This window comes from Pseudoalteromonas sp. 2CM39R (genome assembly GCF_023161845.1).
Genome location: NZ_JALNTM010000001.1, coordinates 621,540 through 644,357 on the forward strand (window position 1 = coordinate 621,540; position 22,818 = coordinate 644,357).

Genomic DNA, 22,818 nt, shown 5'->3' on the forward strand with positions numbered 1-22,818 from the left:
TAAATTAACTTGTTTAATCAGATTTAATGTTTTAGTATAAAAGATGAGCGTTTGCTCATTTTTTATGAAACCTGATTAAACAGTTTTATTTAAGGAGAATGTCAAGGTGGCAATTTCAATTAATAATTTTAGTCAGTTGCTGGAAGAAGTAGCGAAAGAACTCGATATCTCTCCATCTAAATACAAGCTGGCTGTATCGCGCTACGAGTCAGTAGCTACATGGTTAAATGATGGCGAATATGAAAACTTTGATGGAAAAATTAACATTTACCCTCAAGGCTCATTTCGTCTTGGAACGGTTGTTCGTCCTATCGGAGAACAAACCGAAAAGGACTACGATATTGATTTAGTCTGTGAGTTTGAAGAGCATGCATCGGCTACACAAGCGGGAATAGTAAAACACCGTGTTGGAAATCGTCTAAAAGAACATACCACGTATAAGGAAATGCTAGATGAGGAAGGTCGCCGTTGCTGGACACTGTTATACAGCGAACAAGATGGCGCTGGATTTCATTTAGATGTACTTCCTTCCAGCGGCTTTTCAACCGTTAATTGTTCCCCAATTTCAATTACGCATAAAGAAGATGAAAAATATTCTTGGGCGTCAAGTAACCCTAGAGGCTATGCTGCATGGTTTGAAGAACGCAATATAAATGCATATAGATTAGTCGCACTCGATCAGAAAAGGATGATTTCAAATTCATTCTCAGATGTTTATGCCAAAGTTGACGATGTACCTGATCAGCTAATACGAACCCCTCTCCAACGAGCTATTCAATTAATGAAACGGCACAGAGATATGCGTTTCAATGGTAATAATAAACACGCGCCAATTAGTATGATAATGACTACCTTGGCTGCTCATCTGTATGGTAATGAAACGAATGTCTATGACGCGTTAACTAATATAGTTAATAAGCTATCAGCACATACGGGGTTGCTTGAAAACAAGGTAATGGTCGATGAGCGATTATCGGCAAGAGGGCTTATTAAAAGGTTACCTGATGGTACTTGGTATATAGGTAACCCAACTAATTCAAAAGAAAATTTTGCAGACAGGTGGCATGAAGAAGGAAATGCCCGTGCGAAAGCGTTTTTTCAATGGGTAGAGTGGTTGAAGCAAGATTTCTTAGCCGTTACGCAAAGAGACCACGATTCTATTCGCTTTACGCTTGAAGCATGCTTAGGAAAAAGTGTAGTTGGTAAAGTATGGTCAAAGAACGTCCCATCACCTGCTATACAAGAACCGACAAAAGTGAATATATCACGACCTGCAAAGCCTTGGAGGTCTGGTGAATAAATTTATTCACGAACAAATTCAAGCCGTTTTAGATAGCTACCCAAACTTACGGTTAGTCCAAAATGGCTCTGATATTTTGCTCACAGGCTCTTTATATTTCAGCGCTTTAGCTGAGGGCAAAGAGACTATTACGGCAAATTACGATGTAAAAATATCTGTTCCATGTTCTTATCCTGATGATTTACCAACAGTATTTCCTTCGGTATATAGCCTAGATAAAAGATTTGAGCATACAAATCCTGACGGTAGTTTTTGCCTTGCTATTCCTATAGAAGAACGTGAGCTGTTTGAGATAGAACCGTCACTTTTAGGTTTTATTAATAATCTGGTTGTTCCATTTTTGTATGGGTATAGCTATTTCCTTAAATACGGAGAACATCCGTTTGACGAACGAGAACATGGCAACAAAGGAATCCTAGACTTTTATTTAGAAAGGTTTAAAAGTCGTGACGCTAGGACAGTCTTAACATCCCTATACAAGTTTGCTGTTCATGGATATCACGCCCATGAAAAATGCCCCTGTGGAAGTGGTAAGAAAGTGCTCAAGTGCCATAACACAGAACTCAAATCACTCCTAAAAAACAAAGAATTACTAATAGCAGACTTGGCTAAATTTATCACAAGGTAGACATTTGAAATGATCAAAGTAACAAATTTATTGATTAGTTTTTTTAAGTGGTACATCGAAGGGGTGCGACAACCTTCTTTAAATTCAATTGCACGATTAATACTAATCTGGTCTTTAACTGCTCTAGCCGCAATTTCAGCGTCAGTTAATTTTGAAACTGATTGGCTTAACGTTTCGCTTTCATCAGGAAATAGCAGTAGTCTATTTTTCATGTTTTTGGTTGTTTGCTCTTTATGTATGTTGGCGTATTCAGAGTATCGAGATAGGCAACTAGCGATTGACTCACTGTTGTTCAAAATCAGACATATGGGACTAATAGATCACGGGATTGATGATGTTGAAAATTACTTCCCGAAATCGCTGAAGAGGTTTAAGCCTCAGGCATTTAATATGGAATTCGGTAATAGTCATAAAACGACAGATTTAGAGGCACTTAATAGTCAATTATCGAAGATTGCCAGAATACCCGAAGCGTTAAATGAAAGTGGCTCATCATTAAACAATGCCAATAAACACATAGTATATTCAGGTGTCGCTCCTGTTCCAATGATTGCTGCGGCAGGCCATGCCGTTAGCAATATGCAGAATGTTCATGTCGCGGATTGGAACAGACAAGATAAAAAATGGCACTTTTCGACTGATTTAGATGATAACGAAAATATTAAGTGTGAGTCTGCAACTCTGAATAGCTCTGAAGAGTCAGTTTGCCTAATTATAGAGTTAAGCTTGCCTATTAGCGTGGACAAAATCCTTTCCGATTTCCCTGAAACTGATTGTTGTAAGGTTTCGTGGGCTGATGATAATCCACGCTATGACAAATTGTGTAGCGTTGATAAACAGAACCGAATTGTTGGTGAAATTTTACATTTTATTAATAGCGAATTACTTCCTCACAAAACTGGATTGAAGGAAATCAAAGTATTTGTTGCGGCTCAGGCTTCCTTTATTTTTCGTCTAGGTTCGGCCCTCAATCAAGGGCACCTTCCGAAAATAACTTTTTACCATTACAACCCTGAACACAAAGATTCAAACCACCCGTGGGGAGTGTCTTTTGTCGGTGGTCGAAACCAATACGAATTAACCCACTAACTTCCGAATCACAACAATCAAAGGATTATAATGCTTCAGCAGTACTTAAATTTGGTAAAAAAAGCTTTAGAAAAGCTACCATTTTTTAACTACATCAATAGGCTGATTGCCTATATCAAAACTCCCGAATTGACTGATTCTGAGTCTTCAACTGAACAGTTAGAGCATTCATTGCTAGACGTATTCAACGCTTTAGGCTTGGTCATTGTCGTATCTGTAGGGTTTACGCTCTATAGCACTGATTTTGGCTATATGAATGCATATAAGATATTCAATCCCCTGTTTTTAGCATTTACCTACGTTACATACGGTGCCTTCTTTGCTCTCGTAATGGCTATTTCATGTTGGGGGTTGTCAAAAACACCGCTTTTCTCAAATGATGCCGAATCTGGCCCCTTAATTTATAAAGTTTTTTGCCATTCACTGAGATTTTATGCTGCCACAGGATTATTTTTGGGAACTCTAGCGGTCCATGCTACTGGTCTGGTTGTTACTGAAGGGATCAAATTCGAAACCGCATTTGAACATTGGGGTCTTATGCTGGCTATTATTGTTACTCTAATTTGGTTCCCATTTAGGCTGTATGTCAACCCTCTGTTTAAGTACCTGAGTCCAATAAAGTTAAATGTGATTGGTTACTTTTTGATCTTATTGGCGATTTACTTAACCACAACTATAAACCAATCCTTGCCAAGACCTTTAGCTGACAGAATGTTAGTGAAAGAGGAAAGCTGTAAATTGTTTAAAAGTGGTAACTTATACAAAAATACACCCTCTCTTCATAAACCTGAAATAGAGAAAATATTCTGTATTCATGGGGGAATTAGAAATGAAAAATTATAATTTATATTCAGTTTATTTGAATCTTGCCGCTCACATAAAATACAGATAAAGACAAAAACATTTGCTCAGTGGTAGATTACATAATAGTTTACACTCAAGTAACATAAAAAATTCTAAAAAATGTGTAACAAACCAAGTCAACGGGACAATTTTAAGCTGACTCCCGTCGCTTCGCTCCTAATTTTAGTCAGCTTAAAAGTTGCTCCTGCTTGGGGCATTATGTAAGTTGTTTCGATAAGTAAAGGAATTAATATGCTTGAACTAGCCTTGTCAGAACTTATTAAAGCTGGAATATCAGTTGCAAAAGATATACTTGGCAATAGGGTAAAGGAAAAAAATACTGAGCTACTGGAAGCGAAAAAGAAGAAAGAAAATAACAAGAAAAAAAGTCAGGACAAAAAAAGTAAAGGTCTTACCAAAGAAGAGTTGAATACCATAGCGCTCCTGCCTAATGAACAGATCAGCGCTGAGATCTCAATGGAAGAAGGTGAGACACGTCAGAGCATAAAAAAACACTTAGATTTGGTTAAAGAATGGTCTGGCTTCATTGGCTTCAAAGACTTACAGGGAGAGAAAAGGCTAAGTGATATTTACGTAGAGCTAGATACCTATCTGATGCCTTTGAGAACGCATTTTGACAGCTCAGAAAGGCAGTCAGTGAAACCATTACAAGAAGCTCTTTTTTCTGATGATAAGCATGCAGTAGTTCTTGGGCAGCCAGGAGCTGGTAAGACAACCTCCATGAAAAGGTTATGCTCAAACTTCTTTAGTGGACTTATAGATAATCAATATAGCTTTCCAATACTTATCCGCTTCAGAGACCTTAATACAATAGGAACTCATGAAATTATTAAATCTCATCTTTGCGATTTATTGAAACTTGATATTTGTGTATCAGAGCCTTCTGCTACAGATGTTAATGAGTCTTGGAAAGATGAGTCAATATATGCAGTGATAAATGAACTTAAACCAATTCTACTTCTAGATGGGTTTGATGAGCTACCAACACAATCTCAAAAAGATTCAGCCCTGAAAGAAATAAGAAAATTAGTTCAACATTGCAGAGAGTCAAAAATAATAATTACTTGTAGAACAGGGGAATTCAACTACGATCTTGATTATACCTCCGACTTTGAAATCTCATCCTTAAATCAAGACCAGATTTTATGCTTTGCTAAAAACTGGATACAAGAAGAGCATAAAGCGATAAAATTCGTACAAGACATTAATGATAGCCCATTTTCGGATACTGCAATCAAACCATTGTCATTAGCACACCTGTGTGCAATTTATGAAAGAACAGGAAATATTCCTGATAGGCCAAAAATCGTATATAGAAAAGTTGTAAACCTCATGTTGGAAGAGTGGGATGAACAGCGTTCGATCAAGAGAGAGACAAAATATGCCAAGTTTGAGCCTGATAGGAAATTTGAATTCCTTAGCCATCTTTCGTATTACTTAACTATTCACGGTAATACGGCTGTCTTTAATCAAGAACAATTGATTGATGCATATTCTTCTATATGTGGAAACTTCGGGTTGCCCAAAGATCAAAGTGTTATAGCTGCGAATGAAATTGAGTCGCATACTGGCTTATTTTTGCAGACTGGCTATTTACAATATGAATTTGCTCATAAATCATTGCAAGAATATTTAACGGCCGAATATTTGGTGAAACTCCCATCTTTAGAGCGTGTTAAAAAGTACATAGAACTGCTTGGTGCTGAGCTGGCAATTGCGACCTCTATCTCATCCAATCCTAGCCTATATTTCACCGATATTATCCTTGGTGTCTTCAATAGAGGGGATCTAACTAACTCGTTCTACAACGCTTTTACCAGCCGCCTTTCACAAGAGAGGCCTGACTTTTATCCAAGTGAAGATTTAGTGTTAGCATCTTTTACTTTGTTAAGCCAGCGAGTTGACGACACAGGGTATCTTTCCTTGATGAAAAAAATGCTTGAGAACTGTGATATAGAAATAATAACTTCATACTATGAACTGGAATCAGAAAGTAACGATGGGTCGATAGTAATGAGGAGAATCAAGCAGCACAATGAGTATAAAATAAAGACCAAACTGAGAATACCTAGCGGGCATTTCGCAGAAAAAGTAGTTTGTATTGCATAACAAAGGCAGGTAACTGACCTCCGGCCGCTGCTGCCGGTGTTACCAAGGCCTTTTTTTATACAGAGCCTTCCTAGGCTTTAACTCATTTATGTCCATAGAAGGGTTATAAATATAACTCGCCTTTGCCCCAAGACGAGTTAAGGCGAATTACTCAAAAGAGCGAACTTCGGCCTTCACAATTGCTTTTCTATTTCGTCAAAGTCTATTGCTCGCATAGTCAAGAAAACGACCCAATCGCTCGTTTTTATCCTGAGGTAAAAGCGAGAACTCCTAAATTTTAATAACACTGGTAATTAGTTAACAAGTTTGTTAGAAATAATCTAATAAGAAAAACGAGCTACGTTGTGGTAGAAAAACGCGCGATTAGCTCGCTATAAACATGTTAAACGGATAGAAAAAGCAGCATCTTATTAGAGTTTAAAAATTCATCCCAAAGGAAAAGACATTGAATACTAAAAAAACAAAAGAATATCCTTGTGTATATTTAGATGAATCAGGTAACACTGGTTCCAATTTGATTGATTTAGATCAACCAGTCTTTACTCTTGCTGGATGTTCATATAGTAAAGAAGAAAGTGAAAGGTTACTTGCATTACTTAACGTAAGAAGTGCAAATGAAGCTCACTTTAAAAGATTAAAGAGAAGAAAAGCAGGGCAAGATGCGATAATTAGACTATTAAAAGATCCTGCTATAAATACGAATAATATAAAAATAAACCTATTTCATAAGAGATTTATGGTTATTACGAAAATAGTTGATGTTTTAATCGAATATTTAGCAAATTTAGATGGTCATGATTTGTATAAAAATGGTGAAAACATCGCACTTTCAAATATGTTGTATTGCTGTCTACCCGCATTATGTGGTGAAGAAAATACAGATATATTATGTAAGCTCTTTGTTGATATGGTTAAGAATTCCGATACGCAGTCGATAGAAAAGTTTTATTCTCATTTAAATGTGCTAGTTTCTAGTTCTAAGAGCGATAGTTTTGTTGATATTTTAAACTTAATACAAGCTACACAAATGTGTGTTTATGATGCTTTATCACATACTGATAAAACAGCCTTAGATCCTGCAATTCCAGCTTTTTTTGAACAGTGTGTTAAGTGGGGAGAGCAATATGAGTCCGGATTCGATGTAATGCATGATGATTCTCAAACTTTAGAGAGAAAACAATCACTGTTAGAAAAATATATGGACTGGTCTAAAGACGAACAGGAAATTGGTTACGATCGGCGTAAGTTTAAACTCCCACTTAAAACCCATAAGTTCGAATTTGTTAGCTCAGAACTACATCCACAAATTCAGGTATCCGACATTTTAGCAAGTTCGGTAGCATATTGGGTTGAAGGTACTATTCGTGGAGAAGAAAATGATTACTTTTTCCTCGAATTAAATAAATTAAATCTCAAAGGGCTTATCACTGGATTTATTTGGCCTTCATCTGATGTTTCGCCGTCAGATTTAGGAACAGAGTTCGATGGAGGGCTTAACCCTGCAGATCATGCAGCTGATTTTATTCATGAACAATAACTTTAGTAAATTGTAGTGAAAAACCGTTTAACAAGGCGTTTCAATTGACAAAATACATGTCACGAATTTTGGTTCCCAAAATATCCCGCCATATATTTTGCAACTGAACTTTGCGTTATGTTTCAAAGGGAGTTGCGTGAACTTGGATAGGATTCATATAGCATTAGTGGTACTTTTTAGCGTGTTAGTTTTAGCTTCATGTGCACCTGTTCCAAGAGACTTCTATAAACCTTTACATGAAGAGGGAACTCTTATTTCTCGCGGGTGCGGTAGTTCTGGACCGCCAGATACAATTAAAATATTTCTTGCTGAAGGCGTTGAAATTCAGATGTGGGCGTCAAGCACAGATAGCAACACTGAATTAGACAACTTTTATCTCTTTTCAAGTATTAACGCACCTGAGGGAGTAGAACTTCAGTTAGACCGTGATTACATCATAGTCAAAGACAATAACACCTCTAATAGCTGGCAACTAAATATTGATTTCTTATCAACGAACAAGAAAAATTATCTCGGCTCACCCAATTCTATTTTAAAAAGATCATATCAGGGGCTTAGTGAGGATCTTATTGAGCGAGTTAAAAATTCCGATCAAGAAAACGGATATATACGGGTTCCTGCCTTATCAAAAATAAGCGGTAAAACCTATTCTTACTCTGTGCTCTTTGGTAGAGAAAGATATTTCAATACAGGAATGTCGTTTAGTATCAGCACAAGAAAAATTTTATCGAGATTACAAAGTTTTTCTGTTTCATATCCTGAGATCATGATTAACGGTACAAAAATTAGTCTTGATGAAATTAGATTTGATAGGGTTCAATATATAGGCATAGACCCTTTAAATTGTTGAAACATAACAAACCAATTAAGGGCGGACGCATAACACTTGGCTTGCGCTCGTGCCTCGCTTAGTTTAGCCAAGTGTTACTTGCCGCTTATTGGGGCGTTACTGATTAAATACTCTAACGTGTTTTTGTCCATAAACGAGTTAGATAATGTGCCAGATTTAGATGGTTTGATATTCTTCATTACTTTTCTTTATTTTATTCATAGCTTCAAGGATTGCATTTTCATGCATCATGAATAAATTGTTTGATTCTTTTGAGTACGTCCCGTGTTGCTCCTCTGCGGAAGTGTAATGCCTTCCGGAGCGATCATGATTTGTATGTAAAATATGCAGCATTCTATTTGCTTCAGCTTCATTTTTTTCTTCTGTTGATGGCTTTTTCTCAGAGTTACTTATGTGGTGTAATATTTCTTTTGATTCAATTTCAGCTTCCGTTAGTGTTGAATAATCATTTGTTAATGCAACCAGTACATTTGTTTTAGCAAGTTTTCTAAACATAGTTAAGCAAGAACCTTTAGAGCCTTTCTTGTTAATTTTATAAGGGTTTGCCTTATCCATATTCTTAGGTGCATTCTTCAGCATGAACTCCCTAAGCGTATTGTATGGTAAATGATTTTCAGGATTTCGTATGCTTACAAACAAGTACTCTTTTATCTCACCATATACTCTTTTTGAATATGCTAATTGATCTTTTATGGCTTTTATCATTTCACTGGTTAATATTATTTTCTGTTCTTGTTGGTTTTTGGTTGGCCCTCTTTCTGTTGTGGTACTACCTGGTATTATCAAAACCTTCGGATCATCTAAATTATCTAAATAGCTGCTCTTTAATGTGCAAGCGCACTGAGGTCTCAATGCGGCAAAAATACGAAGCTTTAAAGCATTTACTAAATTTCTATTTTCGTTGTGTTCCAGGGTGATTAATAGCTTTGCTGTAGATTCATTATCTGTGTAGCCTTCATACTTTCTTATTTCACATCTTTTCTTAGATAAATATAAACTTTTGACATTATTAAAAGGGTTGTTCTTATAATTTAGTCTGTCTATTGAAAACTTAAATAAATCTTTAACGCGATGGAAAATGGTTTCTACATATTCCCTTGTAAGATCACTTTTTAATTTCGTAAATGCTAGTTGAATATCATCACTTGTAATATCAATAAACCTTTTATCAACACCAATGATAGTTGAAAATTTTCTAAGGTAGCATGAATATGTTCTAATGGTTCCATCTGAAAATAAACGACGATTACTCTTTTGCTCTTGTTTTAATTCTTCTATATACAGTTCAGCAACTTCTCCAAGCGTTTGACCATATAGGTGATTATCTAAAATTATGGCGCTAAGACTTGCAGCTTCAGCGACTGTCATTGTTTCAAAGTTACCTAAAAGAGTACTTTTTAACCCATCTATTTTAGGAAAATCTGCAAAAACTTTTACGACTCCATTTGGATAAAAAACGTATCTTAAGTTTTTTTCACTGTCATATTTAGACATCCTATGATCTTTTTTTGGTTGACCTGGTTCTGGTTCTGGGTATTCAATTGCTGCAGCGCATTCAGATAATATTAAAATATCTTTATCACTATATGGTGGTTTAATACTGTCGAATTTCGACTTGCTAATACACTCACTTTCACTTTGCTTCTCAGACTCATTTTCACTTGTTATCTTAGATAGTTTTTTAATTTTATCTAATATTCTGCTTATTTTATTTTTCTTAAACTTATTTATAGTTTTTTTCATATTTTATTAAGTCTTTATTACTTCATCTGGGATGAATTAACGTTGTCGCTTTTTTATTATGTTGAATGAGTTTTTTGATTGCTGCAAGAGGGGGAAGCCTTGCCAGCTATGGCTTTAAGCCTATGACTACTAAGATCATTTTGGTGGTGAAATTAAATGGCTTTGTTTAAGCTACTGATATGTCGTTTATAAGCTTATTATCAAATCTGAGCTTTTTGGTGGTGTATTAGTATGTTTTGGGTACTAAACTTTTTTAAATTTTTTTTAATAAAATTTTTTAACGATTTTTGTGTATTTTTTATAAATTCTTTGTAAGTTTATCAAAATTCAATACTTTTCTTCGTTCTACCGTTAAATTTATTTTTGCCAATACTATTTATTATTTTTGAGCGAAAAGTGTTCATTACCTTTGCTGTTGTACGAAAAATGACCCGGCTTTACGCTAAGTCATTATTTAGTTTCTATATGCTCTTTCAGTATACTTTTCGGATGAGTATTTAGCTTAAACAGCAATATCATCAAGGTAACTTTCGATTACAGTTCTACCATCTTTAGTCAGAATTAACTCTTTAACTGATTTTCCTGTATCGCCAAAAGGCTGATTTATGAATTGAATGTATGCACCTTTATGGACAAGAGATGCTTTTATTCGCTCTCTTAGCGCTTTCTTATGTTCCTTATCTTTGATTATTTTTTGTTGGTTTACCTGAAATGCTGTAGGCCTTAACTCTAAGCTTTGAAACTCATGGACTCGTTTTAAAATGCTGACCTCGTGTAACTTAAATACATTGAACTTAAGTTTTGTTGAAGTGCCGTAGAGCTCTTCAGATTTATCGTAGTTAAGCCCATTCGGATCATCAGACTTTCTCAAATGATGAAGTGCTAACCGGGTTAAATCTTCTGCATGCTTAAAGTGGTAGCCGTTTGATACCAACAGCTCTTTTGTATTGGATTTAAAAAAGCTTCTACACATAGTACAAAATGCACCCGCAGAGCCTTTCATTACAATCTGTTCGATATCGCCTTTTACTGCATCAAATGGAGAATAGTCTTTGATAATTTTATCGAGGGAGCGTTTAGAAAATTGCTTCATAGGGTCGCGAGGTTGCAGAAAAATGAACTCTTGATTGCAATTAGGTCGTGCCGATTCCATCCATGCCCTTTGTTCAAGGATAATAGTTCGCATCATTTTTGTTAGTGGGAGTCTGTATTCTTTTTGGTTTTTCATTTCACCACGTACACCTACGATAGATGACGGAAAAGTTATTAAGGTCGGAAAGGTAATACTATTCAGCCATGACCATTTCATTTGAGGAATGTTGATAGGCCTCAAGCCCGTTAAAATCATAAACCTGGCTGCGTTCTTCTGGTGAATGCATGGCGTAGTTGCAAGGTTGATCCACAACTCTGCAATTGAATCTAAGTCAGTGTAGGCTTGACACGGACGGGGAGTATCAACTCGATCCGAAACATAATAATCATCAATGTCAGCAGCAGGATTACGGCCATTGTTAAACTTATTTTTGGCAAACTTCCATATACGCCTTATTTGAGCAAATAGCTCTATGGCTTGGTTGTTGGATTCGCTAGCAATAATTTTATCAATGATTCGCTCAAGATCCCCTGCCGTAATACTTTGAAATCTCGTTTTCATATTAAAGTACTGCTTAAGCTTTTTTACTCTGCACTTATATGTTTTCAATGAACCGGCTGCAAACTTTGTTGGTGCGAGTAAATGTCGGTTTGTCAGGTTCTGCTCATATTCTTTAAAAATAGTGTTTAAATCGGCGAATATCGTTCTTCCCTCCAATATCGTTTTCGTAAGCTCTCTTGCTTTTGCAATGGTGAGTTCTGGTAACTCCCCTAGCTTTACGTTTCGAATCTCTAACTTTTTCGGGAAATTAGAATAGAAGATGACCTTACCTTTTGGGGTGAATACGAGCCGTAAATTGTGTTGTTGCTCATATTTAGACAAACGAACCAAGGGCTTATTTTTAATTCCTTGTTTTAAAGCAACTTTTCTCTCAAAATTTGAAATTATTTGAATCGCAGTAACACACTTTTTTATGTACAACATTGAAAAAGGTGCCTTCGTCTCTTTCCAAACTGCTTTTGCTTTGATGTATTCGGCTTTTGTAATGGGTTTATTCGTGTTTTTCATTTCTCTAAAACTCAGGTTTATTAAGCCCTGCAGGCCTGTCGTTTGATCTAGATCAACAAAATTTAGAGTGGGGTAAAGTAGAATGCGCGACCGCTTTTGTAACGGCTGCTCATAAACAGAGTGTGCTACGAATTGTGTTATTATTTATCGAATATTTTTCAAACTAAGCTTGTTTGAAAAATATATGTGTTACATACCGACTCATGTAACTATTTGTTTTATAGTGATTTATGTTCGAGGTCATTAAATGGCATTACTCATCAATAACAAATGTATTAACTGTGATATGTGTGATCCTGAGTGCCCGAATGAGGCTATTTATATGGGCGCGAAGATATATCAAATAGACCCAAATAAATGCACTGAGTGTGTTGGGCATTATGATAACCCTACATGTGTGAGTGTGTGTCCTATTGATTGCATTAAGCCAGATCCAAATCATCGTGAAACTTTAGATGAGTTGGCTGAGAAATACGTTAAATTGACCTCCCAAGCTTCTTAGTTAAATCACTTTTCTTAATTCTTTTTGCTTATCTTAAAGTAGCGCCCTGCGATAATTGTTCTACAATTTTATGAACAACAACACGTTAATAAAAAATCAGGGCGTTTTATGTGGTTTAGTAAATCCTTACAGGCTGAAATTGATGCGTTAAAAGCTGAGCTTTATCCGTTAAAAGATCTCACTTCAGGTATTGATGAAGAGATGTTGGTACTCAGGCTGCGTGCTGATGGCACAATGGCTTATATTAACCAGAATTTTTTAGATGAATTAGGCTACTCGCACAACCAGCTAATTGACTCGCCTTTCCAAGATATTATTACTGAACAATCTCGAAATACTGACCAGTTTAAAGACTTAAAAAACGCCATTGAAAATCAACAGCATGGAGTAGGGCACTTACAAATAACTCGCTATGACGGCAAGCTTGAGTGGCTCCGTTTGATTGCACACCCGGTACACACAGAGCAAGGTGAGCTCAATTACTTCGCTATTTACGGCACTGTGCTTACCGATGCCATTTCTACTTCTCGTGAACAGCGCGACACTATAAATGCCATCTATCGCTCGATGGCGGTTATTGAGTTTGACTTAGAGGGTAAGGTTATTAACGCAAATGAACCGTTTTTAGAGAGCATGGGTTATAAAAAAGAAGAGATAGTAGGTAAGCACCATAGTATGTTTTGTGAACCTGAACTGGCTGAGTCAGCTGAGTATGAGAAGTTTTGGCAGCGCTTAAGACGTGGTGAGTTTGTTGTTGATCGCTTTAAACGTGTTGACCGTCATGGCAATGAAGTGTGGCTTGAAGCTTCATACAACCCCATTTCAAATGATTTTGGTGAGCTTTACAAGGTGATGAAGTTTGCCACTGTGATCACTGAGCAAGTTAATCGTGAGCATGCAATTTCACAAGCGGCCGAAATTGCGTATGGCACATCAACAGAGACTGATAGGCTCGCTCAACAAGGGGCTGAGGTGTTACAAAACACCATGACAGTGATGAATGAATTAGCCCAGCAGATGGAGCAAGCAGCCCAAGAGATTTCAGCCCTTGATAAACAGTCACAGCAAATTGCAGCCATTGTGCAAAGTATTAGCAGCATTGCAGAGCAAACAAACTTGCTGGCGCTAAACGCAGCAATTGAAGCTGCCCGTGCCGGTGAGCAAGGTCGAGGTTTTGCGGTGGTTGCTGATGAAGTCAGACAGCTTGCTTCAAGAACCTCAAAAGCCACCGAAGAAATTGTTGAAGTGGTAAATAATAATCAGTCACTTACGCAAAATACAGTAAAGGTTATTGAGCAAGGTAAGGTGAAAGCTGAGCAAGGCGTGTCTTTATCAAATGAGTCTGGTCAAGTGATGGAAGACATACAACACGGTGCCCAGCAAGTGGTTGATGCAGTGGGGCAATTTGCTAACCAACTGAATCACTAATCTTTGTAATACTAGGTTTTAAGCCGTGTAAACTATCTATGTTTATATTGGGTTTTACAATAACCACGGGATATATCTGGATGGCGTAGTTTTAAGTGTTTGGTTTGCCTACCCGCTGCGCGTTTTCGCCAAAGTTTAAAACTCGAGCTTGTTAATTGCTCACGCATTAGCGCGATAACGCTTTTTTCATTTAAACCAAACTGTTGGTTTATTGCTTCAAACGGGGTTCTATCTTCCCACGCCATCTCTATGATGCGTGATATTTCATGATCTAAGTGCTGCATTACGGCTCCTTTTTGTAGCTTATACGTATTTGCAGCAGGTTTAGATTATAAAATATCGTGTTGCCAGTGCTCTGCTAAAAAGTCGATGAACGCTCTCACCACATTTTGTTGGAAGTTACGCGATAAATACACCGCCCATAAGTGAGAGCCCATAGTAGTATGCTCTGGCAGTACTTTTACAAGCTCACCTGATGCCAAATAGTCATTGGCGAGATCGCATGGTAGGTGAGCAATCCCCATTCCTTGTTTTGCTGCTTTTAAAAGCACGCCCATATCGTTGGCAACAATGTTGCCCTTAACCGTGACTTTTTGTGTGTTGTCGTCGTGTTGAAATTGCCAAATAGTGTGTTTGTTATGAACAAGGCAATTATGTGCGGTTAAGTCACTCGGCTCATTAATCGGTGGGTTTGCAGCTAAATAATCGTTAGAAGCACATACGGCGGTTGCGATATACATTAGCTTACGGGCAATAAGACCTTCATCGGGCTGGTGGATGTAACGCAAAGCGATATCAACGCGGTCATCAACCAGCTGCGATAAACTATCAGAAAGTAACAGTTCAAAGCGCGTCTGTGGATGGCGCTTGGTGAACACTTCAATGGCATCAAACAGTTTATGTTGGCCAAGCCCAATCGGAGAGGCAACTCGAATGGTACCTACCAATTCGTTGTTATGGCTGTGTGCTCGGCTTTGTAAATCAGACACTTGATTTAATATTTGCTGGCAATAGCTAAGGGCTTCTTCGCCTTGAATTGTTAAACTCACTTTGCGTGTTGTGCGATGAAACAATCTTAAATTTAGCCACTTTTCTATATCTTGAATATGTCTAGAAACTTGTAATCGGCTTAAACCTAAATGCTCAGCGGCTTGAGTAAAGCTGCCTGTACGGGCAACTTCGACAAAGCTAGTAATTGAATTGAGTTTATCCATTGGTATCTTCAAGTGAAACAATGTGTATCTATATAGTGTATTTATCAGTAATTAGTGAACAAGTAAACTGCAATCATTGAAACAAACAACGGAGAATTCCTCATGAAATTAGCAGTTATTGGCGCAACAGGTTGGATTGGCAGCCACATTACTTCAGAAGCAATCGCACGTGGTCATCAAGTAAATGCATTAGTTAGAGGCGCAGGTAAAGTAACCCAAGATAACGTTACTGTGACTGAATTTGATTTAACTAAAGACGAGATCGCAACTGCAGCTGCAGGTAGTGATGTTGTTATTGCTGCAATTGGTGGTCGTGCTTTAGGTAACCATGAAATTGTGGTAAATACAGCAAAACAATTACTAAACGCACTTGCAGGTACTAACACACGCATTTTATGGGTGGGCGGTGCAGGTAGCTTAGAAGTCGCACCCGGTGTAACACTGGTATCAAGCCCAGACTTTCCTGCTGAATACAAAGCAGAAGCCATAGCTCAAGGTGAAGCACTTGATGTATTTAGAGCATCAACAGCAGATACAGCTTGGACTTTTGTATCACCAGCTGCGGTCATTTACCCAGGTGAGTCAGAAGGCCCGTACCGTGTTGGTGGCGACAGCTTCTTTACTGATGCAAACGGCGAAAGCAAAATATCAGTCACTGATTATGCTAAAGCGATGCTTGATGAAGCACAATCGGCAGCTCATTTAAATCAACGTATTAGTATTGCTTACTAATAGCGAGCCTTTCTTCAGGCTCATAAAATGGTATTCTTTAGCGATGTGTTAAGTTACCTATTTAATTTATGAGCCTGTTATTTTCTATTGCACTTGCAACCATACCTGCCTTACCCGAACCCGTCGCGAACAATGCTGTTGCCAAAGTTGTTATTGATGAACAAGCCTACTTCCTAAGCTTTATGGGCTTGAGCTCAGGCAAAGCACATACCGATGTTCACAATAAAGTGTGGGTCCTTAAAGTGGGCGATAAGGCGTGGCAAGCAGCTAAAGCCGTACCAAGTACATTGCCTCTTACTGGTCGTTTGGCGAGTACCGCAGTGGGGGTTGGTCAGCATGCCTATGTATTTGGTGGGTATACGGTAAGTGCCGATCATCAAGAAATCTCAACACCCGATGTATATCGCTATGATGTGCTCTCTAATTCATATACGCAACTTGCCAATATGCCAGTGCCGGTGGATGACAGCGTGGCGCTTTCGTACCAGCAGCGTTATATCTATTTAGTCAGTGGTTGGCATAACGATGGTAATGTTAACCTTGTACAAGTGTATGATACGCAAACAGATACTTGGCAACAGGCTTCGCCATTTTTAGGTCAACCGGTGTTTGGCCAAGCGGCGGCAATTAGTGGAAACACTATTTTGGTGTGTGATGGCGTTAAAACACAGGCGAATGCTGATAAACGTCGTTCTTTTGCTGCGGTTGCACAGTGTTTAAAAGGCACGATTGATGCTGATAACCCATTAAAGATAGATTGGCGTACCGTGCCACACCCAACAGGTGTTGCCCATTACCGTATGGCAGCAACCAGTTTTAATGGCGACATTTATATGGTGGGCGGCTCTGATAACCCATATAACTACAATGGTATGGGGTACGATGGTAAACCAGCGCCAGCGAGTGATCATGTTTGGCGCTTTGATGTTGATAAAAACACGTGGCAAGTAATGCCAAAAGCCGATACCGCGAGCATGGATCATCGAGGTTTATTAGAGCACCAAGGAAGTTTGTATCGTCTTGGTGGTATGGATAATAATCAACAAGTGACAGCCGATGCACTTGGTTACAAGGTAAAGTTATCTCTATGAGTACACTCTATATTACTGGCGCGGGTGTGAGTGCCGCTAGCGGTATACCGACCTTTCGTGGCGAGGATGGTTATTGGACCATTGGCAGCAAAAATTATACGCCGATGGAAATGGCAACGCGTGCTATGTACGAAAATAATCCCCGCGAATTTTTAGCTTGGTATTATCATCGCTTTGCAACCTATCGCCATCACGGTCCTAATGAAGTGCATCATTGGTTGAGTGATAAAAATCTCATTACGCAAAATATCGATGGCCTTGATGGTAAAGCAGGTAACACCGATTTTATTGCTATTCATGGTCGCTTAGATCAAATGACACTGTTTCACCATCAAGGTGACGATGTGATGGCTTTTAACGCGCCGTGGGATAATGTCAACGAAGACAACCTCCACAACTCCTTGCTTGAGGTGTTCAATATTGATAATGAAAGCCCCAAGCTTAACGAATCGTTTAAGCCTTACGTGTTGTTATTTGACGAATACTACACTGAGCTTTATCGAATTTCAGAGGCGCAACAGCGTATGCTCGATGCCGATAAAATCGTCTTTATCGGCACCTCGTTTAGTGTCAATATAACGCAAATGGCACTCGATATTGCACGCAGTCAAGGCACGCCAATTGAGGTGGTTGACCCGGATCCTGCTCATGTATTTCATTCCAATGTGACATACCACAAGATGACTGCGCTTGAGTATGTTCAGCAGCAAGGATAAAAATAAGGCGCTTATATTAAGCGCCTTATTTGATTAATTTTCAGCTTTTGTTTCTGTGATGTTTAACCGAGCTTGTAAGGGATCCGGTAAAAACTCTGCAGTCCCTGATTTACTCATTTGCAGTATAAAAGATTCATCATTTTTATATGCTTGCCAAGTCGGTAAACCCGGGCCATTTGGTGTGCCTAATTTAATAAAATTAGTCACATAACGGTGCATTATTTTAGCGGCTTGCTTATCTTGCTCAGTGGTTACATGCCCATATTTCGCTGCCACAGTATTAAAAAAGTACGGAATTTCGCTAGCGTGCTCTGCACCGGGTTTATCTAAAGTTTGCGCCACATAACCAAAACGATATAAAAAGGCATCTTTACCCATATCTGTCACACGTTTTGCAACGAACCTTGCAGGCTCTTGCATTAAAGCATCTTGCCCAACTTGGTAATTGAGTAAAGGCAATGGAGTTTCGCCGCTTGCATCGTAAGTCATTTTTGCTTGTGTACTGTGCGGAGCAAAACTTGCGAATAACGCCCCTTTAGAAGCAAAATTAGCAAAGCCTAAATCCATATCTGTTGTGCCAACCATGGTCGCAACATGGCTAAATGTGCCTTTACTCAAGCGCGCTTCTGTCGCCGAATTGATGATGGTGCCATCAATAATTGGCCCGCCAACGTACGTAGGCTCATCATCATTTTGTCGGTTTAATGTGCTCAAATTTAGGTTATCAACCACCTCTTCGGCAGGTAACTCACGTAGTGCAGCAAGGGCGTTTTCATCACTGCCTAAAATAGTGTGTTGTTTTGCAAAGTTTTCGCCAATTTTTTCGGCGCTTAGCACAGTGTCATCATCACTAGTTAGAGGCAACTGCTTAAAAAGCTCTCGTCCACCCGCTGACATAATAATCGCTTGTTGGAATAAGCCATTAGCTGCAGGGGTTTGCATCATCGCGTGAACCGATGCGCCTCCTGCAGATTCACCCATGAGCGTCACTTTTGCAGCATCACCACCAAATTGAGCAATATTTTGTTTAACCCATTCAAGGGCCGCAATTTGATCCATTAAAGCGTAGTTGCCAAGCGCATCGTTCTCAAAACGACTAAGAGCAGGGTGCGCAAAAAAGCCAAATCGGCCTAGGCGATAATTAAAGCTAACAAAAATAACCCCTTGTTTAGCAAAGCTTTCACCTGAGTAAACAGCGGGTGATGCGCCACCATTTACAAAGCCACCACCGTGTATCCATACCACAACAGGGTAAGGGGTATCGCTGTGTTTAGTGGGTTTAAATACATTTAAATAAAGGCAATCTTCCGAAGGAGTTGTTGTAAGTGGTGCTGCATCGGCTGCAAACGGCTTTTGCATACAGTCAGGCGCGTAATCGTTAAGTACTTTTACATCTTGCCACTTGGGCACGGGCTCTGGTGCTCGCCAGCGTAACTCTCCCACCGGAGGTGCAGCATACGGAATGCCTTTATAGGCAATAAAACGCCCTTCATTTTGCCCTTGGATGAGCCCGCCAGTGACGGCGATTTGATCTGATTGAGGTTGTTCTTGGCAGCCTTGCAAAAATACGGCAGAGCCTAATAGAAAAGATGAGTAGAAAATCGATTTGAGAATACGCGAGGTCATAACAAAGCCTAGGCTGTTTGGGTAAGGCTTATAATATTATATATTTGCTCATTGTTTAAGAAAAAAGCGCTTGAGTGTTAGAACTGGCAGTTGGTTAACCTGTTAATCATTAAGAAAAAAGAACCATTTTGTAATTCTATTTCTTGTGCTACTGAGCTAATATTTATTTAACTACCCTAATAACTGGTGTTTCAATGTGGTTTAGTAAAAATAAAGATCAACTCATTGATGCCTTGCAGCATGATGTTGATAAAAGTCAGCAATATTTAGCTGGGATCAGAGAAAATATTGCTTATATCGAATTTACACCAGATGGAACTGTTCTCGAAGCCAATGATTTGTTTTGTAAAACAATGAAAGTGCAAGCTGGCGATATTATTGGTCAGCATCATAGTAAGTTTTGTGCGCCTGAATATAGCAGCTCAAAAGAGTATCAAACGTTTTGGCAAGATATCGCTAGAGGCCAAGCAAAGTCAGGGGTTTTCTCGCGCATAAATGGTGCCGGCGAAGATATTTGGCTGCGTGCAACGTATTTTCCTGTTCGCGGTGATGACGGCAAGGTGCGCTGTGCAATTAAGTTCGCTTCAGAGATTACTAAAGAAGTCGAAAAACTTGATGAAATGTCGGCAATCTATGATGCCGTTAATAAAAGCACCGCGATGATCCGCTTTACGCCGGATGGTCATATTATTTCTGCAAATGATAATTTCTTAAATGTTGTAGGTTACAGTCTCGCTGAAATCCAAGGTCAGCATCACAAACTGTTTTGCTATGATGACTTTTATCAAAAGAACCCCAACTTTTGGCAAGAGCTTGCAAACGGGCGTATTTTCTCTGGGCAATTTTCTCGTAAAAAACGTGATGGCAGCCCGCTTTACTTAGAGGCAACCTATAACCCTATTTTTAATAAACAGGGTAAAGTGACACAGATCATTAAGTTTGCATCTGATGTCACTGCCAGAGTTAACAGCACCGAAGAAGTTAAACATGCAGCAGAAAATGCCGGCCACACGTCTGAAGAAACCTCGCAAGTCGTTACCAATGGTCAGCAACGAATTTTAAGTAGTGTTGCGTCTTCAAAAAAAGTGAGCGAGCAGGTTCATCAAACCCGTGAACTGTCGGATGTGTTAGCGCAGCAGTCATCACAAATAGGTGAAATTGTTACAACCATTAATAGCATCGCAGAGCAAACAAACTTACTAGCCTTAAATGCAGCGATTGAAGCTGCCAGAGCCGGGGAGCATGGTCGCGGTTTTGCAGTGGTTGCCGATGAAGTAAGAAATTTATCGCAACGTACTTCTGTGTCGACCAGTGAAATATCTGGCCTGATTGGTAAGACGCAAGAAATCGCAGCAAAAATGACGGCTCTTATCGAAGAAATCGAAGCTCTGTCTGGTGAGTCTCAGCAAAATGTTGAAGAAGTCAGCATGATCATGGAAGATATTAAAACCGGTGCGGATAAAGTGGTAGATCAAATATCCGAAGTAATTATTCGTTACGACACATTATAAAAACAAAAGCCCGCAATGCGGGCTTATTAATGAGGTATTCCAATATTATTCAGAAACAGTGAAAGATACGTCTAAGTCTTCACCTGATGTTACTGTAATTGGTTTTACTTGATAAAGCGTAAATGCTTCGTCTTGCGTTTCTACGTCATCGATGTGCGCAGCGCAGGTATAAGCAAGTTGATAATCATCAGGTTGAATGAACGCAAGTTCAAATTCGTATTGGTTATCTTCGCTATCGAAAACAACATCCGCCGTTGCAAGAGGTGCATCTAATGGTGTTTCGTCTTCGTTAACTTCATAGTTGTCCATTGGCATTTCAACATCGCTGCTGTATAGGTAAACAGCATGACCGAATGAGCCATCTTCTAGTGCGATATCGATATTATCAGTTTCACAGTTAGCGATAAGTACGTCGCTTACAGTGCCTTCGATATCTTCAGATTCAGCAAGGTTTTCTAAGCGAACACCGCGTGGTTTTAAGAAGATCTCATCACTATTTTGTGGATCAACTAGTGACTTTTTAAGGTCAAATTCAATAACAAAGTCGTTACCAGCTTGGTTAAGGGTAAAGCCATCAAGTTGGATTTCACCGATACCATCGTTGCCTTTACGTTTAACAACCAGTGGTGCAATGCTGTCATCTTCGTAAACAACATGCGAAGTCATGGTTAAATCGTTTGTGTCACCATTGATAACATCTGCACGGATCCATTGATAATCGCCAGCAGCTACTTCTTCATCTTCTAATAAAGAAAATATATCATCACCTGTGTAATCTAATAAGTTAACCATTTCTGGCATGGTTTCATCATCATCTTCACGGGTCTCAAAAGTGAACTCTTCACCATCTTGGGTTTTCAATGTAATTGAATCAAACACAACATTAACAGCTTTTAAACCTGTTACAGGTGCATCAGACACACCTAACGTAAACTGTGCAGTTTGCGGCTGAGGATCAACCGAATCGTTCTTGTCGTTATCTGAGCCACAACCAACAAGTGCAAATAAAACGGCGCTGCTAAGTAATGTAGTTTTAAAGTTCATCATTTCTTCCCTTTGTGTTCTAAATTTTACTAATAGTGTAATAACTAAAACTTAATGTAACTTGAACTTTTAATAATAAGTTTCGGTTAACACCTTTGTACCTTTTATGTAACAAGTTGAAAGCCGCAAAAAACTACTAATAAAAATTAGACTGCTTTTAAGTAAATCCATTTTTCTTCCACATTTTGCTGACACCATAACAAAAAATAAGAACCTAGGAATGAAAATGAAGGTTATTGACTTGGAAAAGCGCTTTGAGCTTATGGGCTGGGCATTATTAAGTGCAATTAATGTGCTCTTACTGATGGGCTTTATGAGTAGTAAATCAGAGGTAAGTAATTTACTTTTTAGTTTTTTACTGTGCACTGTTTCCTTACTAATTGCTCTGTTGGTGTTTAATTCAAAGCGTAATTTAACGGTGTGCCGTCATGGTGTGCATTACCGTAATTTATTTGGGCAATGCCGCCATATGCACGCAAGACAAGTGCAGTTTATTCACCATTACTCATTTTTTGGTTTACGGTTAGTACTTATTATGGGTGAAAAATATATCTGCTTTGCACCGTTTTACAGTCTCAGCGATAAGCAACAACAGCGTCTTAAGCGCTACGATAATGACTTGTTCGATTGGTTAAAGAACTTACAAAAAACCAATGATTTTTGTTAAGCAGGC

Annotated in this window: 20 protein-coding genes; 14 read left to right on the forward strand and 6 right to left on the reverse strand. The window is 38.6% G+C overall.

The window, feature by feature from the left end; genetic code table 11:
• Positions 1–106: 106 nt before the first annotated feature.
• From MTF66_RS02825 to MTF66_RS02855, 7 genes are all read left to right on the forward strand, one after another.
• Positions 107–1,300, forward strand: a complete 1,194-nt coding sequence (locus MTF66_RS02825; RefSeq protein WP_248526305.1) for a nucleotidyltransferase — start codon at positions 107–109, stop codon at positions 1,298–1,300.
• Positions 1,293–1,928, forward strand: coding sequence for an SEC-C domain-containing protein (locus MTF66_RS02830; RefSeq protein ID WP_248526306.1), 636 nt, complete (start codon positions 1,293–1,295; stop codon positions 1,926–1,928). The genes MTF66_RS02825 and MTF66_RS02830 overlap by 8 nt, the downstream gene beginning before the upstream one ends.
• A 9-nt stretch (positions 1,929–1,937) precedes the next feature.
• On the forward strand, positions 1,938–3,017 hold the full coding sequence (locus tag MTF66_RS02835) for an SAVED domain-containing protein (protein ID WP_248526307.1): 1,080 nt from the start codon (positions 1,938–1,940) through the stop codon (positions 3,015–3,017).
• 30 nt (positions 3,018–3,047) lie between these two features.
• A complete protein-coding gene (locus MTF66_RS02840) occupies positions 3,048–3,860 on the forward strand; it encodes a hypothetical protein (protein WP_248526308.1) in 813 nt (270 codons plus the stop codon).
• Between the two features lie 252 nt (positions 3,861–4,112).
• Positions 4,113–5,990 carry an NACHT domain-containing NTPase gene (locus MTF66_RS02845; protein WP_248526309.1) on the forward strand — a complete coding sequence of 626 codons (1,878 nt, stop codon included), beginning with the start codon at positions 4,113–4,115 and terminating at the stop codon, positions 5,988–5,990.
• Positions 5,991–6,435: 445 nt separating this feature from the next.
• The gene (locus tag MTF66_RS02850; protein WP_248526310.1) at positions 6,436–7,527 is read left to right on the forward strand and encodes a DUF3800 domain-containing protein; all 1,092 of its coding nucleotides are present in this window, start codon (positions 6,436–6,438) and stop codon (positions 7,525–7,527) included.
• 142 nt (positions 7,528–7,669) lie between these two features.
• A complete protein-coding gene (locus MTF66_RS02855; protein ID WP_248526311.1) occupies positions 7,670–8,377 on the forward strand; it encodes a hypothetical protein in 708 nt (235 codons plus the stop codon).
• A 156-nt stretch (positions 8,378–8,533) separates the two neighbouring features.
• Here the strand turns inward: MTF66_RS02855 and MTF66_RS02860 are convergent, their stop codons facing one another.
• A complete protein-coding gene (locus tag MTF66_RS02860) occupies positions 8,534–10,120 on the reverse strand; it encodes a hypothetical protein (protein ID WP_248526312.1) in 1,587 nt (528 codons plus the stop codon).
• A 502-nt stretch (positions 10,121–10,622) separates the two neighbouring features.
• Entirely contained in the window at positions 10,623–12,281 is a 1,659-nt protein-coding gene (locus MTF66_RS02865) for an integrase family protein (RefSeq protein ID WP_248526313.1), read from the reverse strand.
• Between the two features lie 247 nt (positions 12,282–12,528).
• On the opposite strand from MTF66_RS02865, the gene MTF66_RS02870 reads away from it, so the two are divergent.
• Positions 12,529–12,783, forward strand: a complete 255-nt coding sequence (locus MTF66_RS02870) for a YfhL family 4Fe-4S dicluster ferredoxin (RefSeq protein ID WP_054562570.1) — start codon at positions 12,529–12,531, stop codon at positions 12,781–12,783.
• Between the two features lie 108 nt (positions 12,784–12,891).
• Positions 12,892–14,211: a PAS domain-containing methyl-accepting chemotaxis protein gene (locus MTF66_RS38645; RefSeq protein WP_282454006.1), complete on the forward strand. Its 1,320-nt coding sequence runs from the start codon at positions 12,892–12,894 to the stop codon at positions 14,209–14,211.
• Positions 14,212–14,243: 32 nt separating this feature from the next.
• Here the strand turns inward: MTF66_RS38645 and MTF66_RS02885 are convergent, their stop codons facing one another.
• Positions 14,244–14,495, reverse strand: coding sequence for a TIGR03643 family protein (locus MTF66_RS02885; protein WP_058584633.1), 252 nt, complete (start codon positions 14,493–14,495; stop codon positions 14,244–14,246).
• Positions 14,496–14,540: 45 nt separating this feature from the next.
• On the reverse strand, positions 14,541–15,425 hold the full coding sequence (locus MTF66_RS02890) for a LysR family transcriptional regulator (RefSeq protein ID WP_248526314.1): 885 nt from the start codon (positions 15,423–15,425) through the stop codon (positions 14,541–14,543).
• 102 nt (positions 15,426–15,527) lie between these two features.
• Between MTF66_RS02890 and MTF66_RS02895 the strand changes: the two genes are divergently transcribed.
• The 3 genes from MTF66_RS02895 to MTF66_RS02905 all read left to right on the forward strand — a co-directional run bounded on the left by MTF66_RS02895 (position 15,528) and on the right by MTF66_RS02905 (position 17,964).
• A complete protein-coding gene (locus MTF66_RS02895; RefSeq protein ID WP_248526315.1) occupies positions 15,528–16,157 on the forward strand; it encodes an NAD(P)-dependent oxidoreductase in 630 nt (209 codons plus the stop codon).
• Between the two features lie 68 nt (positions 16,158–16,225).
• The gene (locus MTF66_RS02900; RefSeq protein WP_248526316.1) at positions 16,226–17,248 is read left to right on the forward strand and encodes a kelch repeat-containing protein; all 1,023 of its coding nucleotides are present in this window, start codon (positions 16,226–16,228) and stop codon (positions 17,246–17,248) included.
• Positions 17,245–17,964 (forward strand): Sir2 family NAD-dependent protein deacetylase, encoded by a 720-nt coding sequence (locus MTF66_RS02905; RefSeq protein WP_248526317.1) that lies wholly within the window; start codon positions 17,245–17,247, stop codon positions 17,962–17,964. Before MTF66_RS02900 ends, MTF66_RS02905 begins: the two co-directional genes overlap by 4 nt.
• Before the next feature lie 33 nt (positions 17,965–17,997).
• On the opposite strand, the gene MTF66_RS02910 is transcribed toward MTF66_RS02905, so the two are convergent.
• Positions 17,998–19,590 (reverse strand): carboxylesterase/lipase family protein, encoded by a 1,593-nt coding sequence (locus MTF66_RS02910; protein WP_248526318.1) that lies wholly within the window; start codon positions 19,588–19,590, stop codon positions 17,998–18,000.
• Positions 19,591–19,784: 194 nt separating this feature from the next.
• Between MTF66_RS02910 and MTF66_RS38450 the strand changes: the two genes are divergently transcribed.
• Positions 19,785–21,101 (forward strand): PAS domain-containing methyl-accepting chemotaxis protein, encoded by a 1,317-nt coding sequence (locus MTF66_RS38450; RefSeq protein ID WP_282454007.1) that lies wholly within the window; start codon positions 19,785–19,787, stop codon positions 21,099–21,101.
• A gap of 45 nt (positions 21,102–21,146) precedes the next feature.
• Here the strand turns inward: MTF66_RS38450 and MTF66_RS02925 are convergent, their stop codons facing one another.
• Positions 21,147–22,145: a DUF4382 domain-containing protein gene (locus MTF66_RS02925; RefSeq protein WP_248526489.1), complete on the reverse strand. Its 999-nt coding sequence runs from the start codon at positions 22,143–22,145 to the stop codon at positions 21,147–21,149.
• A gap of 226 nt (positions 22,146–22,371) precedes the next feature.
• Between MTF66_RS02925 and MTF66_RS02930 the strand changes: the two genes are divergently transcribed.
• Complete coding sequence (locus MTF66_RS02930) at positions 22,372–22,812, forward strand: hypothetical protein (protein ID WP_248526319.1); 441 nt, start codon at positions 22,372–22,374, stop codon at positions 22,810–22,812.
• Positions 22,813–22,818: the final 6 nt, after the last annotated feature.